This window comes from Glutamicibacter soli (genome assembly GCF_052322135.1).
In the GTDB taxonomy this organism is placed as follows: domain Bacteria; phylum Actinomycetota; class Actinomycetes; order Actinomycetales; family Micrococcaceae; genus Glutamicibacter; species Glutamicibacter soli.
Genome location: NZ_CM125969.1, coordinates 2,285,976 through 2,299,685, shown reverse-complemented (window position 1 = coordinate 2,299,685; position 13,710 = coordinate 2,285,976). Strand labels below are relative to the sequence as shown.

General features: G+C 67.5%; 13 protein-coding genes. 8 read left to right on the top strand and 5 right to left on the bottom strand.

Annotation, left to right across the window (positions count from 1 at the left end; translation table 11 throughout):
* Positions 1–106: 106 nt before the first annotated feature.
* Entirely contained in the window at positions 107–2,740 is a 2,634-nt protein-coding gene (locus ACTX90_RS10905) for a DNA gyrase/topoisomerase IV subunit A (RefSeq protein ID WP_443442072.1), read from the bottom strand.
* A gap of 99 nt (positions 2,741–2,839) precedes the next feature.
* Here ACTX90_RS10905 and ACTX90_RS10900 point away from each other — a divergent pair, with 99 nt between their 5' ends.
* Genes ACTX90_RS10900 through ACTX90_RS10890 form a run of 3 tightly spaced genes read left to right on the top strand, consistent with a single transcriptional unit; the run spans position 2,840 to position 7,328 of the window.
* Positions 2,840–5,500 (top strand): bifunctional acetate--CoA ligase family protein/GNAT family N-acetyltransferase, encoded by a 2,661-nt coding sequence (locus ACTX90_RS10900; protein WP_443442071.1) that lies wholly within the window; start codon positions 2,840–2,842, stop codon positions 5,498–5,500.
* A 52-nt stretch (positions 5,501–5,552) separates the two neighbouring features.
* Positions 5,553–6,140: a DUF5998 family protein gene (locus tag ACTX90_RS10895; RefSeq protein WP_047119447.1), complete on the top strand. Its 588-nt coding sequence runs from the start codon at positions 5,553–5,555 to the stop codon at positions 6,138–6,140.
* Between the two features lie 15 nt (positions 6,141–6,155).
* A complete protein-coding gene (locus ACTX90_RS10890) occupies positions 6,156–7,328 on the top strand; it encodes an alkaline phosphatase family protein (RefSeq protein ID WP_231735937.1) in 1,173 nt (390 codons plus the stop codon).
* 82 nt (positions 7,329–7,410) lie between these two features.
* Here the strand turns inward: ACTX90_RS10890 and sepH are convergent, their stop codons facing one another.
* Complete coding sequence (gene sepH, locus ACTX90_RS10885) at positions 7,411–8,463, bottom strand: septation protein SepH (protein WP_052772401.1); 1,053 nt, start codon at positions 8,461–8,463, stop codon at positions 7,411–7,413.
* Between the two features lie 261 nt (positions 8,464–8,724).
* On the opposite strand from sepH, the gene ACTX90_RS10880 reads away from it, so the two are divergent.
* Positions 8,725–9,027 carry a DUF4193 family protein gene (locus tag ACTX90_RS10880; RefSeq protein ID WP_047119446.1) on the top strand — a complete coding sequence of 101 codons (303 nt, stop codon included), beginning with the start codon at positions 8,725–8,727 and terminating at the stop codon, positions 9,025–9,027.
* A 103-nt stretch (positions 9,028–9,130) separates the two neighbouring features.
* Here the strand turns inward: ACTX90_RS10880 and ACTX90_RS10875 are convergent, their stop codons facing one another.
* Positions 9,131–9,661 carry a DUF3093 domain-containing protein gene (locus ACTX90_RS10875; RefSeq protein WP_161446985.1) on the bottom strand — a complete coding sequence of 177 codons (531 nt, stop codon included), beginning with the start codon at positions 9,659–9,661 and terminating at the stop codon, positions 9,131–9,133.
* A gap of 151 nt (positions 9,662–9,812) precedes the next feature.
* Here ACTX90_RS10875 and dut point away from each other — a divergent pair, with 151 nt between their 5' ends.
* The 4 genes from dut to ACTX90_RS10855 all read left to right on the top strand — a co-directional run bounded on the left by dut (position 9,813) and on the right by ACTX90_RS10855 (position 12,237).
* Positions 9,813–10,271, top strand: a complete 459-nt coding sequence (dut, locus tag ACTX90_RS10870) for a dUTP diphosphatase (protein WP_424573713.1) — start codon at positions 9,813–9,815, stop codon at positions 10,269–10,271.
* Positions 10,272–10,308: 37 nt separating this feature from the next.
* Positions 10,309–11,073, top strand: a complete 765-nt coding sequence (locus ACTX90_RS10865) for a DUF3710 domain-containing protein (RefSeq protein ID WP_047119443.1) — start codon at positions 10,309–10,311, stop codon at positions 11,071–11,073.
* 4 nt (positions 11,074–11,077) lie between these two features.
* Complete coding sequence (locus ACTX90_RS10860) at positions 11,078–11,452, top strand: hypothetical protein (protein WP_047119442.1); 375 nt, start codon at positions 11,078–11,080, stop codon at positions 11,450–11,452.
* 65 nt (positions 11,453–11,517) lie between these two features.
* On the top strand, positions 11,518–12,237 hold the full coding sequence (locus ACTX90_RS10855; RefSeq protein WP_052772579.1) for a DUF3159 domain-containing protein: 720 nt from the start codon (positions 11,518–11,520) through the stop codon (positions 12,235–12,237).
* A gap of 88 nt (positions 12,238–12,325) precedes the next feature.
* Here ACTX90_RS10855 and ACTX90_RS10850 read toward each other — a convergent pair whose 3' ends face one another.
* Both ACTX90_RS10850 and ACTX90_RS10845 read right to left on the bottom strand, forming a co-directional pair.
* Positions 12,326–12,991 carry a potassium channel family protein gene (locus ACTX90_RS10850; protein WP_047119441.1) on the bottom strand — a complete coding sequence of 222 codons (666 nt, stop codon included), beginning with the start codon at positions 12,989–12,991 and terminating at the stop codon, positions 12,326–12,328.
* A 15-nt stretch (positions 12,992–13,006) separates the two neighbouring features.
* Positions 13,007–13,684: a potassium channel family protein gene (locus ACTX90_RS10845; protein WP_047120783.1), complete on the bottom strand. Its 678-nt coding sequence runs from the start codon at positions 13,682–13,684 to the stop codon at positions 13,007–13,009.
* Positions 13,685–13,710 lie beyond the last annotated feature (26 nt).

Here is a 13,710-nt window from a genome sequence, read left to right as displayed (position 1 = left end):
CCGAGTGGCCAGCCACAACGCGGACAAGCCCGGGACCGGTTCAGTGCGAACCGGTCCCGGGCTTGACTGCTGCCGGGGGTCAACTACCGTTGGCCGGCGGAAACTGCTAGAGCACGACCCCGCCGTCGTCGAACGGCAAGGTGTCCTCGCCTGGCTGCACCGACGGGCGGGAGGACGGAACCACCGGGGGAAGCTCCGCGCCTGCCGTGGCCGCGGAGGCCGCGGAGGCCGCGCGGGCCGGGGCTTCGCCGGTGCCGGTAGCGACGCTCAGCGAGCCGCCGAGGATGTTGATGCTCTGCGCCAGCGGGGCGCCGGAGCCGTCGCGCTTGCCGAATTCGGTCGGCAGGGCGCGCACCACGCCGGCCGCCGAGCTGGCGCGGGCCGGACCATGCCCGGCGTAGCCAAGCACCAGGTAGTCCTCGCCCTTGACGAAGCGGTGGGCACGCACGCCGGCGGTGGCACGGCCCTTGGCCGGGAATTCGCTGAACTCGGTCAGCTTCACCGACTGGCCGGAAGTGCCCGGCAGCGTCTGCGAACCGGCGGCGATGGTTGCCACCACCGCGTCCTGCGCGCCGGCGCGCACCACGCCGAAGTAGATGACCTTGTCCTCGGCGCTGAGCTTGATGCCCGCCATGCCTCGGCCGGTGCGGCCCTGCGCGCGCACGGCGGAGGCGCCGAAGTGCAGCAGCTGCGCCTGGCGGGTGAGGAACACCAGTTCGTCCTCGTCCTCGGCCGGGGCCGCGGCAATGACCTTGTCCCCGTCCTTCAGGGTGATGGCTTCGAATTCGTCGCGGTTCAGCGGGTAGTCAGGGGTGACGCGCTTGACCACACCGCGCTCGGTGCCGATGGCGATGACCTTGTTCAACGGCAGCAGCGCCACCGCCTCCTCGCCCTTGGGCAGCTTCAGGAAGTCGGCCACGGCCACGCCCTGGGCCAGCTGCGGGAAGCCGTGCATCTCGGGCAGCACCGGCACGTCGATCAACGAGATGCGGATCATCCGGCCGGTGGAGGTCAGCGCGCCGATCTCGCCGCGCGCGCTGGAGGCGACCTGTGAGACCAGCACGTCGTGCTTGATGCGGGCCGCGGAGAAGTCCAGCGCGGTGCGGTCGTGGGTGCGGGCGATCTGCCCGGTGGCCGAGAGCAGGACCCAGCAGGGACTGTCGGCCACTTCCATGGCCAAGGTGGCCTTCTTGCCCGACCCGACGGCCTCCGGCAGGGCGGTGCCCTTCAGCGGCTGCAGCTGAGCGCTCTTGGACAGCTTGGTGCGGCGCGGAGTGCCGAAGGTCTCGGCCATCTCGCCCAGCTCGCTGGACACCAGTTCGCGCAGCAGCGTCTCGGATTCCAGGATGGCGCGCAGTTCCTCGATCTCCTTGCGCAACTGCTCGGCCTCGGTCTCCAGCTCCAAGCGGGAGTACTTGGTCAGCTGGCGCAGGCGCAGCTCCAGGATGTGGTTGGCTTGGGGCTCGGAGAGGTCGAAGACCGTCATCAGCCGTTCGCGCGCCTCGGCGGTCTGCTCGGAGGAGCGGATGATCGCAATGACGTCGTCGATGTCCACGATCGCGATCAGCAGGCCTTCGACCAGGTGCAGGCGGTCCTCGCGCTTGGCCAGGCGGAAGGCGGTGCGGCGGCGGACCACGTCCACGCGGTGGTCCACGTAGACCGTCAGCAGTTCGCGCAGGCCCAGGGTCTGCGGCTGCCCGTTGACCAACGCCACGTTGTTGATGCCGAAGGAGTCCTCCAGCGGGGTGTGCTTGTAGAGGCTGGCGAGCACCGCGTTCGGGTTGAAGCCGTTCTTCAGCTCGATGACCAGCTTCAGGCCGTTGTGGCGGTCGGTCAGGTCCACGACGTCGGAGATGCCGGAGATCTTCTTGTTGTTGACCCCGTCCTTGATCTTCTCGATGATCTTCTCCGGGCCCACGCCGTAGGGAAGCTCGGTGACCACCAGCGCGGACTTGCGCGCGGAGACCTTCTCCAAGGCCACGGTGGCACGGGTGCGGAATAGGCCGCGGCCGGTGCGGTAGGCGTCCTTGATGCCGTCCAGGCCCACGATGGTGCCGCCGGAGGGCAAATCCGGGCCGGGCACGAACTTCATCAGGTCCTCGACGGTGGCGTCCGGCTGCACCAGCAGGTGCTGCGCCGCGGCGACGACCTCGCCCAGGTTGTGCGGGGCCATGTTGGTGGCCATGCCCACGGCGATGCCGGTGGTGCCGTTGACCAGCAGGTTCGGGAAGGCCGCGGGGAGCACCTCGGGCTGCATGAACTGGTTGTCGTAGTTCGGGACGAAGTTGACCACGTCCTCGTCGAGGTTCGCCGTCATGGCCACGGCGGAGGCAGCCAGCCGGGCCTCGGTGTAGCGGGCCGCGGCCGGACCGTCATCCAGCGAACCGAAGTTGCCGTGGCCGTCGATCAGCGGCAGACGCAGGGCGAAGTCCTGGGACAGGCGCACCATCGCGTCGTAGATGGCGGTGTCGCCGTGCGGGTGCAGCTTGCCCATCACCTCGCCGACCACGCGGGCCGACTTCACGTGGCCCTTTTCCGGGCGCAGGCCCATCTGCGCCATCTGGAACAGGATGCGCCGCTGCACCGGCTTCAGGCCGTCGCGGGCATCGGGCAGCGCGCGCGAATAGATGACGGAGTAGGCGTACTCCAGGAACGAGGATTCCATTTCGCTGGTGACATCGATGTCGACAATGTTCTCCACGAAATCCGCGGGGAGATCTTCAGACTTCTTTCGAGCCATGAACCTGTAATTCCTTCATCTGCATAACTTTTTGCTTAAGTCGCCGGCTGTTCGTGTTCCTGCTGGGCACAACGTCGAAGTCGCGACTATCCTAAGCCTATGGTGGATCGTAAACTTTCGGTGGCATATCCGGCCCATTGGGAAGCAGACGTGGTGCTCCGGGATGGCACTACGGCACATCTTCGGCCCATAACCCCGGCTGATGCGCAGGCCTTGCAGGACATGCATCAAAAGCAGTCCGAAACCTCGGTTTACCTACGCTATTTTACGTACAAGTCAGCGCTCACCGCGAAAGAGCTTGAGCGGTTCACGAATGTCGACCATGTGAACCGCGTCGCCTTCACGGTTTTCCGCGGCAGCAACATCATTGGCGTGGGCCGCTACGACCGGCTCGACGACCCCACCGAAGCCGAAGTCGCGTTCAACGTGTCCGACGCCTACCAAGGCACCGGCATCGGATCGATCCTGCTTGAGCACCTGGCCGCGGCGGCCCGCGAGAACGACATCACCCGCTTCACCGCCGAGGTGCTCCCGGAGAACCGCAAGATGCTTACGGTCTTCTCCGAGGCCGGCTACGCGGTGGCCCGCCACTTCGAAGACGGCGTGGTCATGCTCGAATTCCCGATCAACCCGACCGAACGCTCCCGCGAGGTGACCGAGGCCCGCGAGCACCGCGCCGAGGCCAGCTCGGTGGCAGGCCTGCTGGCTCCGAAGTCCATCGCGGTGGTCGGCGCCAGCCGGACCTGGGGCAAGCTGGGGCACAGCGTGCTGGACCGCCTGGTCGAGGGCGGCTACACCGGGGCCACCTACGCGGTGAACGACGCCGCGCTGGAAGTCGGCGGCCACATGGCCTACGGCAAGGTCAGCGAGATCCCCGGCCCGGTGGACCTGGCCGTCATCTGCGTGCCGCGCGACCAGGTCACCGGCGTCATCGAGGACTGCGGCGCCCACGGGGTCAAGGGCCTGGTGCTGATGACCGCAGGCTACGAGAACGCCGACGGGCTGGCCGCCCAGCGCGAGCTGGTCTCGCTGGCGCGCGCCAACGGCATGCGTGTGGTGGGCCCGGCCTCGCTGGGCCTGATCAATACGGCCCCCGAGGTCCGCATGGCCATCACCGGCACCACGGTGCAGCCCACCGCCGGCAACGTGGGCCTGTTCAGCCAGTCCGCCTCCATGGGCGCGATCCTCCAGGGGGTCAGCGTGCAGCACGGAGTGGGCGTGAGCAGCTCCATCTCAGCCGGGCTGCGCGCCGACGTCTCCGGCAACGACGCCATGCAGTACTTCGAGGACGACCCGCGCACCGACCTGGTCGCCATGCACCTTGAATCCTTCGGCAACCCGCGCAAGTTCGCCCGCATCGCCCGTCGCCTGGCCCGCAGCAAGCCGGTCATCGTGGCCAAGTCGGACCTGCTGGGCCGCCGCCTGCCGCCGGGGCACTCGGTGCGCGTGGGCCAGGCTCCGCCCGGCGCCCTGAACGCGATGCTGCGCCAATCCGGGGTGATTCGCGTGCAGTCCGTGGAAGAGCTCATGGACGTGGCCGGCCTGCTCTCGGTCTACAAGGCACCGGCCGGGCCGAATGTCGCGGTGCTCTCCAACTCGCTGACCTTGGCCGAGGTGGTCTGCGACGTCGCGGAGGCCTGCAATTTGAATGCCACCGCCGAACCCCGGGAACTGGACTACACGCTGGGCCAGTCGCGGGTGCTGCCGAAGCTGCGCGAACGGGTGGCCGAATTGGTCGCGAATCCCGACGTGCACTCGGTGATCCTCGCCCACCTGTCCTACTCGGGCATCTCCACGGACGCGGTGCTTGAGGTGCTCAGGGAATTCTCCACCCAGCCCAAGCCGGTCATCACCGTGCTGCCTGGGCAGATCGACCGGAAGATCGCCGGGGGAGTGCACCACGGGGTGCCGGTCTACACCTCGCCGACCTCCGCCGCCGGGGCGCTGGGCAAGGCCCACGGCTATCGCCAATGGCTCGACATCCCCTTCGAGCCGCTGGTCGAGCCCGAGGGTCTGCAGGTCGAGGCCGCCGCGGACTACCTGCACGAGCTCTCCGCCGGGATCCCCGGCACGGAGCTGCGTCAGCTGAGCACCGAGCAGACCACGAAGCTGCTGGGCTTCTACGGCATCAACATCTTCCCCTCCCAGGTGGTGCATACCGCGCAGGAGGCGGTCGACGCCGCCGACGAGCTGGGCTGGCCGGTGGTGCTCAAGGCCAACGACCCGGACCTGCGCCAACGCCTGGACCTGGGCGGGGTGCGCCTGAACATCCCCGATGCCGAATCCCTGCGCGCCGACTTCACCCACATGAGCGCGCTGATGCGGCAGTACGGCGTCAACTCGCTGGAGGTGCAGTCCATGGCTTCGGCCGGGCAGGCCTGCGTGGTGAAGGCCATGGAGGACCCGCTGCTGGGCCCGGTGGTCTCCTTCGGGCTCAGCGGGGACGCGGTGAACCTGCTCGACGACTGGGCGCACGGGGTCGCCCCGTTCTCCGCCACGGACCTGGCCCGGCTGATGCACCGGCCGCGCAGCAGCGCCCGGCTCTTCGGCTACCAGGGACTGCCGGCGGTGGACCTGGACGCGTTGCGGGACTTCATCACCCGGGTCTCGCTGTTCAAGGACAACCACCCGGAAGTCACCATTGCGCAGTTCGCCCCGGTGTCGGTGTCCACCCATTCGCTCAGCGTGCTCGGGGTCAAGCTGAGCATCGGCAATGCCGAACGGCGCACCGACAGCATCCGCCGGGCGCTGCGCGGCTGAGCCCAAGGACACGAAACCTGAAAGACGGCGGCGCACTGGGTAGAATTGGATCATGAGCTCTGCAACGTATTCGACGACTGCCGGTGCCGACCTCCAGCATGACCTGGTCCGCGCGGGATTCTACCCGCAAATGGTCCAGGACGTGCTGGCCGAAGCGATGCTGGATCTGCCGGTAGTTGACCACTTCCTGCATCTGGAGACCCATTTCGACCACACCGAGGTCCACCGCCACATCACCGTCATGGTCCGCAGCGAGAAGGTGCTGTTCATCGTGCACGTCGACGACCAGCAGCTGGACGACCACGGCCACGACGTGATGGCCCAGGTTTCGGTGGAAATGGTCAGCCTGGCGCGGATCGAGTCGGTGGCCACCAGCTACGTCTACCACCAGCCGCAGCACTACAGCGGCACCGATCTGGTGCGCGAGCTGACCTTCGGCATGTCCTGGGACGGCACCAAGCGCATCGACCTGGCCCCGGCCGAATGTGCCGACCCGCAGTGCGACGCCGACCACGGCCTGAACGGCACCTCGCAGCCCGAGGACCTGGTGCTGCGCGTCAGCTCCGAGGCCGACGGCCAGCGAGCGGTGGACAAGGCCCGCGAATTCGCGGTGCGCCTGCGCCTGGCGACGATCGCCTAGGGACGCCAAGCCAACGTGACTGACTCTTCGCTGCCCGTCCCCAGCCAGAAAATCCCCGCCGCGCCGGCCTACGGAGCGGCCACCCTGTCCGAGATCCTGCCCTCGGCGGCCCACGCGCTGGGGATCCCCGGCTACGCGAACCCGCTGGGCCTGGCGCCAACCAAGCGCGTCGCCGTGATCATGGTCGACGGCCTGGGCTGGAACCAGCTCAAATCCCACCTCGGGCACGCGCCGTTCCTGCGCCCGCTGTTCGAGCGCGCGCAGAAGCTGGGCACCGGCTTCCCGTCCACCACCGCGACCTCGCTGTCCAGCCTCGCCATTGGCGCGGCGCCTGGCGAGCACGGGATGCTCGGCTACGACGTCATCGACCCCGCCCGCCGGCGCGTGGTCAACCAGCTGGGCGGATGGCCCGGCGACCTGGACCCGCTCTCGTGGCAGCCGCTGCCCACGGTCTTCGAGAAGGCCGCGGAGCACGGCATCCACACCGCGACGGTGTCCATCGCCCAGTTCTCCGACTCCTCGCTGACCCGCGCGGCGCTGCGCGGACCGAAGTTCGTCGCCGCGCGCCAGCCGGCGGCCCGCGCCCGCGCCACCGCCGAGGTGTTCGCCGCGCAGCGCAACGCGCTGGTCTACACCTACTTCAACGAGCTGGACAAGGCCGGGCACAAGTTCGGCGTCGATTCCCCGCAGTGGCGGGACACGCTCGAAGAGCTTGACTACGTCATCAAGACCCTGGTCTCGCGCCTTCCGGAGCAGACCACGGTCCTGATCACCGGTGATCACGGCATGGTGGACGTGCCCGCCTCGCAGCGCATCGACTACAGCCTGCAGCCCGAACTCATCGAGGGGGTTGAACTGACCAGCGGCGAGCCGCGCGGTGTGCAGCTGACTTTCGCCGAGGGCACCGATGCGGCCCAGCGGGCCAAGGTCCGCGAAGCCTGGCAGCGCGCCTACGGGTCCAAGGCGTGGATCCTGAGCCGCGAGGAAGCCGTGGAGCTCGGCTACTTCGGTGCGGTCCGTCCCGAATTCCTGCCGCGGCTTGGCGATCTGATGATCCTGGCCGCCGAGGCCATCGCGTTCTACGACGGCCGCCGGGTCAAGCCCATGGCCTTCGAGATGGTAGGGCAGCACGGCTCGCTCACCGCGGCGGAGCGTTTCGTGCCGCTGTTCGTGCACCGCACCGCCTAGCGCGCAGCCGCAAGCAGAAAATCCGGGGGCAGCCAGCTGGCTGCCCCCGGATTTTTTGATCCAGTTCCGCTCGGAGGCTGGATTAGGAGTCGGTGTCCTTTTTGCGCTTGCCGAACATGATGTCGTCCCAGCTCGGCACGGAGGAGCGCTTGGCCTTGCGGCCGGAGCCGTCCTCGGCGGGCTCGTCGGCAGGCTTCGCGGAGGTGCCGGAGGACTTCTCGGCATCGGTGACGACCACCAGCTGCGAGGTGCGCGGCGAGATGCCCTGCGGCAGATGCGGCAGCGACTCGTCCTCTTCGGCGTCGTACTTGCTCATGCCGCGCTCGATGATGTCGTTGTAGCGGGCCTCGCGATCCGGATCCTGGTCCTGGGGACGCTGGCCGCGGCGTGCGTTCAGCAGGGAGACCAGTTCTTCGGTCTCATCGGGTTCCGGGGCGGCCGGGGCCGCAGGTTCCTCAACCTGCGAGATGGCCGAGACGGGTCGGAAGTATTCGGGCGCGACCTGCTCGCTGAGCGTCTGCGCCCAGCGGTTCAGGTTGCTCAGGGTCTTGCGGGCCGGGGAGAAGGACCAACGGGCCACGTTATCCGGCTGCGGCAGGGAGCTGTCCAGCTTTTCCACGTTCTCGGCCGGCAGTGGCGAATCGAATTCGACGGTGACGATCCACTGGCCCTCGGGATCCTTCCACGAGTTCCAGCGGGCCGTGAGCGGATCGATGTTCAGCTGGTGCAGGCGGTGGGCGACCATCGAGCCCAGGTCTGCGGGTTCCTCGCCGAAGACTTCGCGGTACTCGGCGTCGGTCTGCGGTCCGGAGACCTCTACGCGGCGGGCGAGCTCGGCGATGTGCTCGCGCTCGGCCAGCACTGGCCCCTCGTACTTGACGATCGACTCGACCGGGACGTCCCACTCCAGCGCCAAATCGTAGGCTGAAGCACCGGCGCGCACGCGGGCCTGGATCTCTCGGGGGGTGTGAACCGAGGACTCGTCGCGGTTGCGCGGCGCGCGGGAGCGCGCGATTTCGGCCATGGCACTGCGCAGGGCATCGTCAACGGGCAGCTCGAAGCTCATCCCGTCGTCGCTGCTGACCTGCAGACTGGAACCATTTTCATGAATTCCTACCAGTCTCAGCTGACGCATTACTACCCTCCACACGGTTCATTTACTGAATAAAACTTTGCCACTTGTCGCCCGATTTTCCTACCACCGGGCGGGGCGTGGCGCAAGATTAGTCGTCAAGCTCACCCAGAAAGTTGCCTTCGGGCTTCCGCCGTGGGCATAGCGCGCCGGGCTCGGGCAGAATCCGGGTCCGCCGGACGTTATACTTCTATGCCGGAATGAAAATCCCCTGCGCGGATTTCCACCCACTTCATCGCCTGCAGAAAAGAGCTGACAACCACCATGGCCACACAGTCTGCCGCCGTCCACCCGAGCGAAGCCGAGAAGGCCCGAGCCCGGGAAATCGCCGCGCTCAAAGCCGGGAAAACCGCGGCAATGGCGAACCTGATCGATGAGTCGGAATCCGAGCTGGCCGAGCTGTTCATCCTGCCCGGGGGAGAAGCCCAGGCCGAAGAGGCCAGCGTAGACTTCGTGCCGGAGCAGGCCGACGAATTCACCTGCGCCTCCTGCTTCATGGTGCGCCACCGCACCCAGCTAGTGCGCGAAGCGGGCGGGCAGAAGTTCTGCGCCGAGTGCGAAGGCTGACCGGCCGGGCTCTGCCCCCTGCGCGCCGCAACCTGCAGCGCATGAAAGAACCCCGGAACCCGCCGTGCGGCAGGTTCCGGGGTTTGATTCGTTCCGGAGGAGACTAGGGCTCCTGGGGGTGCTCCTCGTCCGCCTCGGCAGTCGCCTGGCGGCCTTCCTCGGTGAACTCGTACATGATGCCGCCCAGCGCGGCGGTCAGTTCCTCGGGGCGTCGGGTCGAAGCCAACCAGTACGGGGTGGCGTCGCGCTCGTCGGTGACCTCCATGCGGACCACTGCGTCGAGGTAGCCGCGCAGCAGCATGAAGGCCATCCCGTGCAGCTTCTGCCCGCGCTGCTTGAACGCTTCCTCACCGCGGTAGCCGACAACCTGCCCGATGTAGCGGCGCTCGATGGTGGCGCGGCCGACGGTGAGGGTCTTGTCGGTGACTTCGATGACCGGCACACGCAGGAGCATGATGACTGCCAGAGCCAGCAGCACGATGATGCCGGTGGCGTAGCCCGCAGCGATGTTGATCGGAGCCACGGCGATACCAGCGGTGATGGCAATCAGCAGCGGCCACATCCATGATCCGAACGATGGCCAGATCTTTTCGCGGAACAGGACGTTGGAAGCCTCTGGGCTGGTATTACTCATGAGTCCTAGTCTAGGCAATCTTTCGGTAGGCGCCGAACGGCCGGCTGTGGGTCGGCTGTGGGTCCGCAGACGGGCCGGGCGCGATAGAGTTGTGCAGGTAAATGCAGACCAGCTGCAACTTCCTAGAGTTCCGGGGGATGACCAAACCACGATGAGCGAGCCTACGATCTCAATCTCCATCAAGATGCTCGATAGCGAACTGCCCGTTCCAAGCTATGCCCATCCTTCGGATGCGGGTGCTGACCTGCATGCACGCACCTCGCTGGTGCTCGAACCGGGCCAGCGCGCCCTGGTGCCGACCGGCATCGCCCTGGCGTTGCCGCACGGCTATGTCGGGCTGGTGCACCCGCGCAGCGGCTTGGCCACCAAGCACGGCATCACCATCGTTAATGCCCCGGGAACCGTCGATGCCGGATATCGTGGTGAGATCATGGTCACCCTGCTGAATACCGACAGGGACCAGACATTCGAAATCACCCGAGGCGACCGCATCGCGCAGCTGGTGATCCAGAAGGTCGAACAGGCGGCATTCGTTCAGGTTGACTCCCTGGAGGACTCGGCCCGCGGAACCGGCGGCTTCGGCTCGACCGGTGGATTCAGCGCCAACTAAGCACGCTTGGCGCCAAGCGAAACTCTCTAAGGACATCATGATTTTCAAGCGCAAGAAGGCGAACGCCGAGCCAGCAGCCGAGCAGGCTGCCGGCGCCACCGAACCGGTGGCCGAAACCCCCACCGAGCAGGCGACCGGGACTTCCGCCGAGCAGCAACCAGCCAAGAAGCCGGTGCTCAACGGCCCGTTCGACTACGCGGACATCGAGAACACCGACGAATACCTCGACTTCGGCTCCATCCTGGTCAAGCCGGTCGCCGGACTGAAGGTGCGCATGGACGTCGAACAGTCCAACCAGCGCGTCATCGCCGTCTCCCTGGAACTGGCCGAGTCCCGCGTCCAGCTGATGGCATTCTCCGCCTCCAAGTCCACCTCGCTGTGGCCGGGCATCAGCGACAAGATCCGCGAGGACATCGCCAGCCAGAACGGCGAGATCTACCAGCGCGACGGCGAATACGGCCAGGAGCTGCTGGCCCAGGTTCCGCAGCAGCTGCCCGACGGCCGCGCCGGGCATGTTGCGCTGCGCTTCGTGGGCATCGACGGTCCGCGCTGGTTCCTGCGCGCCGTCATCGGGGGCGCCGCCATCGGCGACGAGGAGGCCTCCAAGGCCATCGACGACCTGGTGCGAGGCGTCGTGGTGAACCGCGGCGACAAGCCGCTGCCTCCGCAGGAATTGCTGCCGCTGAACGTCCCGCGCAACGCCCAGACGCGCCCGGACGCCGAGGCGCAGGGCGAGACCGAGGCCGCCGGCCAGGCGCCGCAGCGTCCGGAACGCGGACCGGAAATCACCCAGATCGGCTAGCCGGATGCCCCTCGAATCCAAGCCGGTCACCCCGAAAATCGAGGGCACGCAAGCGGCGCGCAGCTTCACCCGGCTGAAGTCGCTGGCGCAGCTGCCGGCCAAGGGCAGGGTGGAGCACACCGGCTACATCCAGTCGGTCAGCTATTCGGCGCCCCACCAGGCGCCGCTGCTGACCGCGGTGGTGGTCGACCGGCTGGGAACCGGGGCTCCGCGCCGGGGCACCGTGCCGCACGTGCGGCTGCGGTTCATGGGCCAGAAGAACGTCCCGGGCATCAAGCCCGGGGTGAAGATCCAATACGCGGGAATGGTCGCGCCTGTCGACCAGATCCCCACCATCTATAATCCGCGTTACGTCATCGTTCCCGTTCCCCGCGGGTGAACGCCGAACGCCGCCGGCCGCAGCGCCTGCCGGATGAGCCCGCACTGGGCAGAAGCGAGAATACCGTGAACGAGAATCCACCAGCCGGCGAGCAGCCTAGGCCGGAGAAGAAGCCGAGCCTGGCCGAGGCGATCGGCGCCAGCGCCAAGGTCGCGCAGAACGCCGACGGCGGCATCGACGTGCTCTCCACCGTGGGCGGGGTGCGCGGCATCCTGGAAACCGTGGTCCCGGGCTTCGTGTTCGTGCTGGTCTACGCGCTGACCAACGAGCTGTCCTGGGCGCTGCTGTCCTCGATCGGGCTGGGTGTGGTTTTCATGGTGCTGCGGCTGCTGAACAAGTCAACGCTGGTGCAGTCGGCCAGCGGCCTGGTCGGCATCCTGATCTGCGCGCTGGTGGCCCGCACCTCGGGCAACGCCCGCGACTACTACGTGCCCGGCTTCCTGATCAGCGGCGGCTACCTGCTGGGATTGATGATTTCGATCTTCGTGAAATGGCCGCTGATCGGCCTGCTCTTCGGCTTCATCCGCAACGAGGGCGTGGCCTGGCGCCAGCAGCCGGACCGGTTGCGCCGCTACGGCATCGCGACCTGGATCATCTGCGCGGTGTTCGCATTGCGCCTGGCGGTGCAGCTGCCGATGTACTTCACCGACCAGGTGGTCTCGCTGGGCATCGCCCGCGCGCTGATGGGTGTGCCGCTATACGCGGCCGGCCTGTGGTTCGCCTGGCTGGTCTCCCGCCCCGCCACCGCCGGGCACGCCCCGACGCCCGAGGACCTGGCCTCCTAGCCGCGCGCAGCGGCCCCGTACGCGAAAAAACCCTGGCATCCCAATTGCGCGATGCCAGGGTTTTCGTTGCCCGGGGCGGGGCTGCCGGCTACCGGGTGGCTGCCTGCAGCACCCGGCGCAGCAGCGGTTCGGCCCGCGGGGTGGTGATGAAGAAGATCTCGTCGCCGCCCTCGATGACGTCGTCGTCGCTGGGCGGGAACGGGGTCTTGTCGCGCACCACGGCCATGAGCGTGGTTTCCTCCGGCCACGGCACGCGCCCGATGGTGCGCCCGATCATGCCCGAATCATGCGGCACGGTGAACTCCACCATGTAGACCTCGCCGGCCTTCAGCGTCAGCAGGCGCACCAGGTCGCCGACCTCCACGGCCTCCTCGACCAGCGCGGTCATCAGGCGCGGGGTGCTCACCGCGACGTCCACGCCCCAGGCGTCGTCGAACATCCACTCGTTTTTCGGGTTGTTCACTCGGCCTACGGTGCGGCGCACCCCGAACTCGCTCTTGGCCAGCAGCGAGACCACCAGGTTGACCTTGTCGTCACCCGTGGCGGAGACGACCACGTCGTAGTCCTCCAGCTGCACGCGCTGCAGCACGGCGAGCTCGCAGGCGTCGCCGATCAGCCACTTGACGCCTTCAAGGTCGGCGCGCTGCTCCATTTCGGCCTTGAGGTCCACGAGCAGCACCTCGTGGTGGTTGGCCACCAGCTCGCGGGCGATGGAGGACCCGACCGAGCCGGCTCCGGCGATCATTACCTTCATTAACAGGCCTTTCGCTTAGTCTGCGGGGGCTGGCTTGGGGGCGCTGGCCAGGATCTTTTCCACTTCCTGGCTGCGGTCCAGGTGCATCATGACGTGGATCAGGTCCCCGCCCTGCAGCCTGGTGCGGTTTTCCGGAATGGTTCCCTCGCCAAAGCGGGTCAGGTAGGCCACGCGCACCCCGGCGGCGGCCTCCAGGTCCTTGACCAGGCGGCCGTACCATTCGCGGTGCAGCGCCACCTCGGTCAGCACCAGGCGTCCCGAGGGCTCGCGGAAGTCCCCGCGCATCGAGTAGTCCGGCAGGATGCGGCGCAGCACCTGGTCGGTGCTCCAGCGCACCGCAGCGACCGTGGGGATGCCCAGCCGCTGGTAGATCTCGGCGCGGCCCGGGTCGTAGATGCGGGCGACCACATGCGGCACGTTGTAGGTTTCGCGGGCGACGCGGGTGGCCAGAATGTTGGAATTATCACCGCTGGAGACGGCCGCGAAGGCGTAGGCCTGATCGATCTCCGCCTGCTCCAAGGTGTCCTTGTCGAAACCCAGGCCGGTGACGGTGCTGCCGGAGAAGTCGGCGCTGAGCCGGCGGAAGGCCTCCGGGTTCTGGTCGATGACCGCCACCGAATGCCCGGCGGAATCCAGCGTATGGGCCAGCGCCACCCCCACTCGACCGCAGCCCATGATCACAAAGTGCGCCACCAAAAACTCCTCGGGGTCCAGCGTCC

Bases quoted from the DNA above. Each gene is read 5' to 3' on its own strand.
- ACTX90_RS10905 (WP_443442072.1), bottom strand. From the start codon at position 2,740: ATGGCTCGAAAGAAGTCTGAAGATCTCCCCGCGGATTTCGTGGAGAAC.
- ACTX90_RS10900 (WP_443442071.1), top strand. From the start codon at position 2,840: ATGGTGGATCGTAAACTTTCGGTGGCATATCCGGCCCATTGGGAAGCA.
- ACTX90_RS10895 (WP_047119447.1), top strand. From the start codon at position 5,553: ATGAGCTCTGCAACGTATTCGACGACTGCCGGTGCCGACCTCCAGCAT.
- sepH (WP_052772401.1), bottom strand. From the start codon at position 8,463: ATGCGTCAGCTGAGACTGGTAGGAATTCATGAAAATGGTTCCAGTCTG.
- ACTX90_RS10880 (WP_047119446.1), top strand. From the start codon at position 8,725: ATGGCCACACAGTCTGCCGCCGTCCACCCGAGCGAAGCCGAGAAGGCC.
- ACTX90_RS10875 (WP_161446985.1), bottom strand. From the start codon at position 9,661: ATGAGTAATACCAGCCCAGAGGCTTCCAACGTCCTGTTCCGCGAAAAG.
- dut (WP_424573713.1), top strand. From the start codon at position 9,813: ATGAGCGAGCCTACGATCTCAATCTCCATCAAGATGCTCGATAGCGAA.
- ACTX90_RS10865 (WP_047119443.1), top strand. From the start codon at position 10,309: ATGATTTTCAAGCGCAAGAAGGCGAACGCCGAGCCAGCAGCCGAGCAG.
- ACTX90_RS10860 (WP_047119442.1), top strand. From the start codon at position 11,078: ATGCCCCTCGAATCCAAGCCGGTCACCCCGAAAATCGAGGGCACGCAA.
- ACTX90_RS10850 (WP_047119441.1), bottom strand. From the start codon at position 12,991: ATGAAGGTAATGATCGCCGGAGCCGGCTCGGTCGGGTCCTCCATCGCC.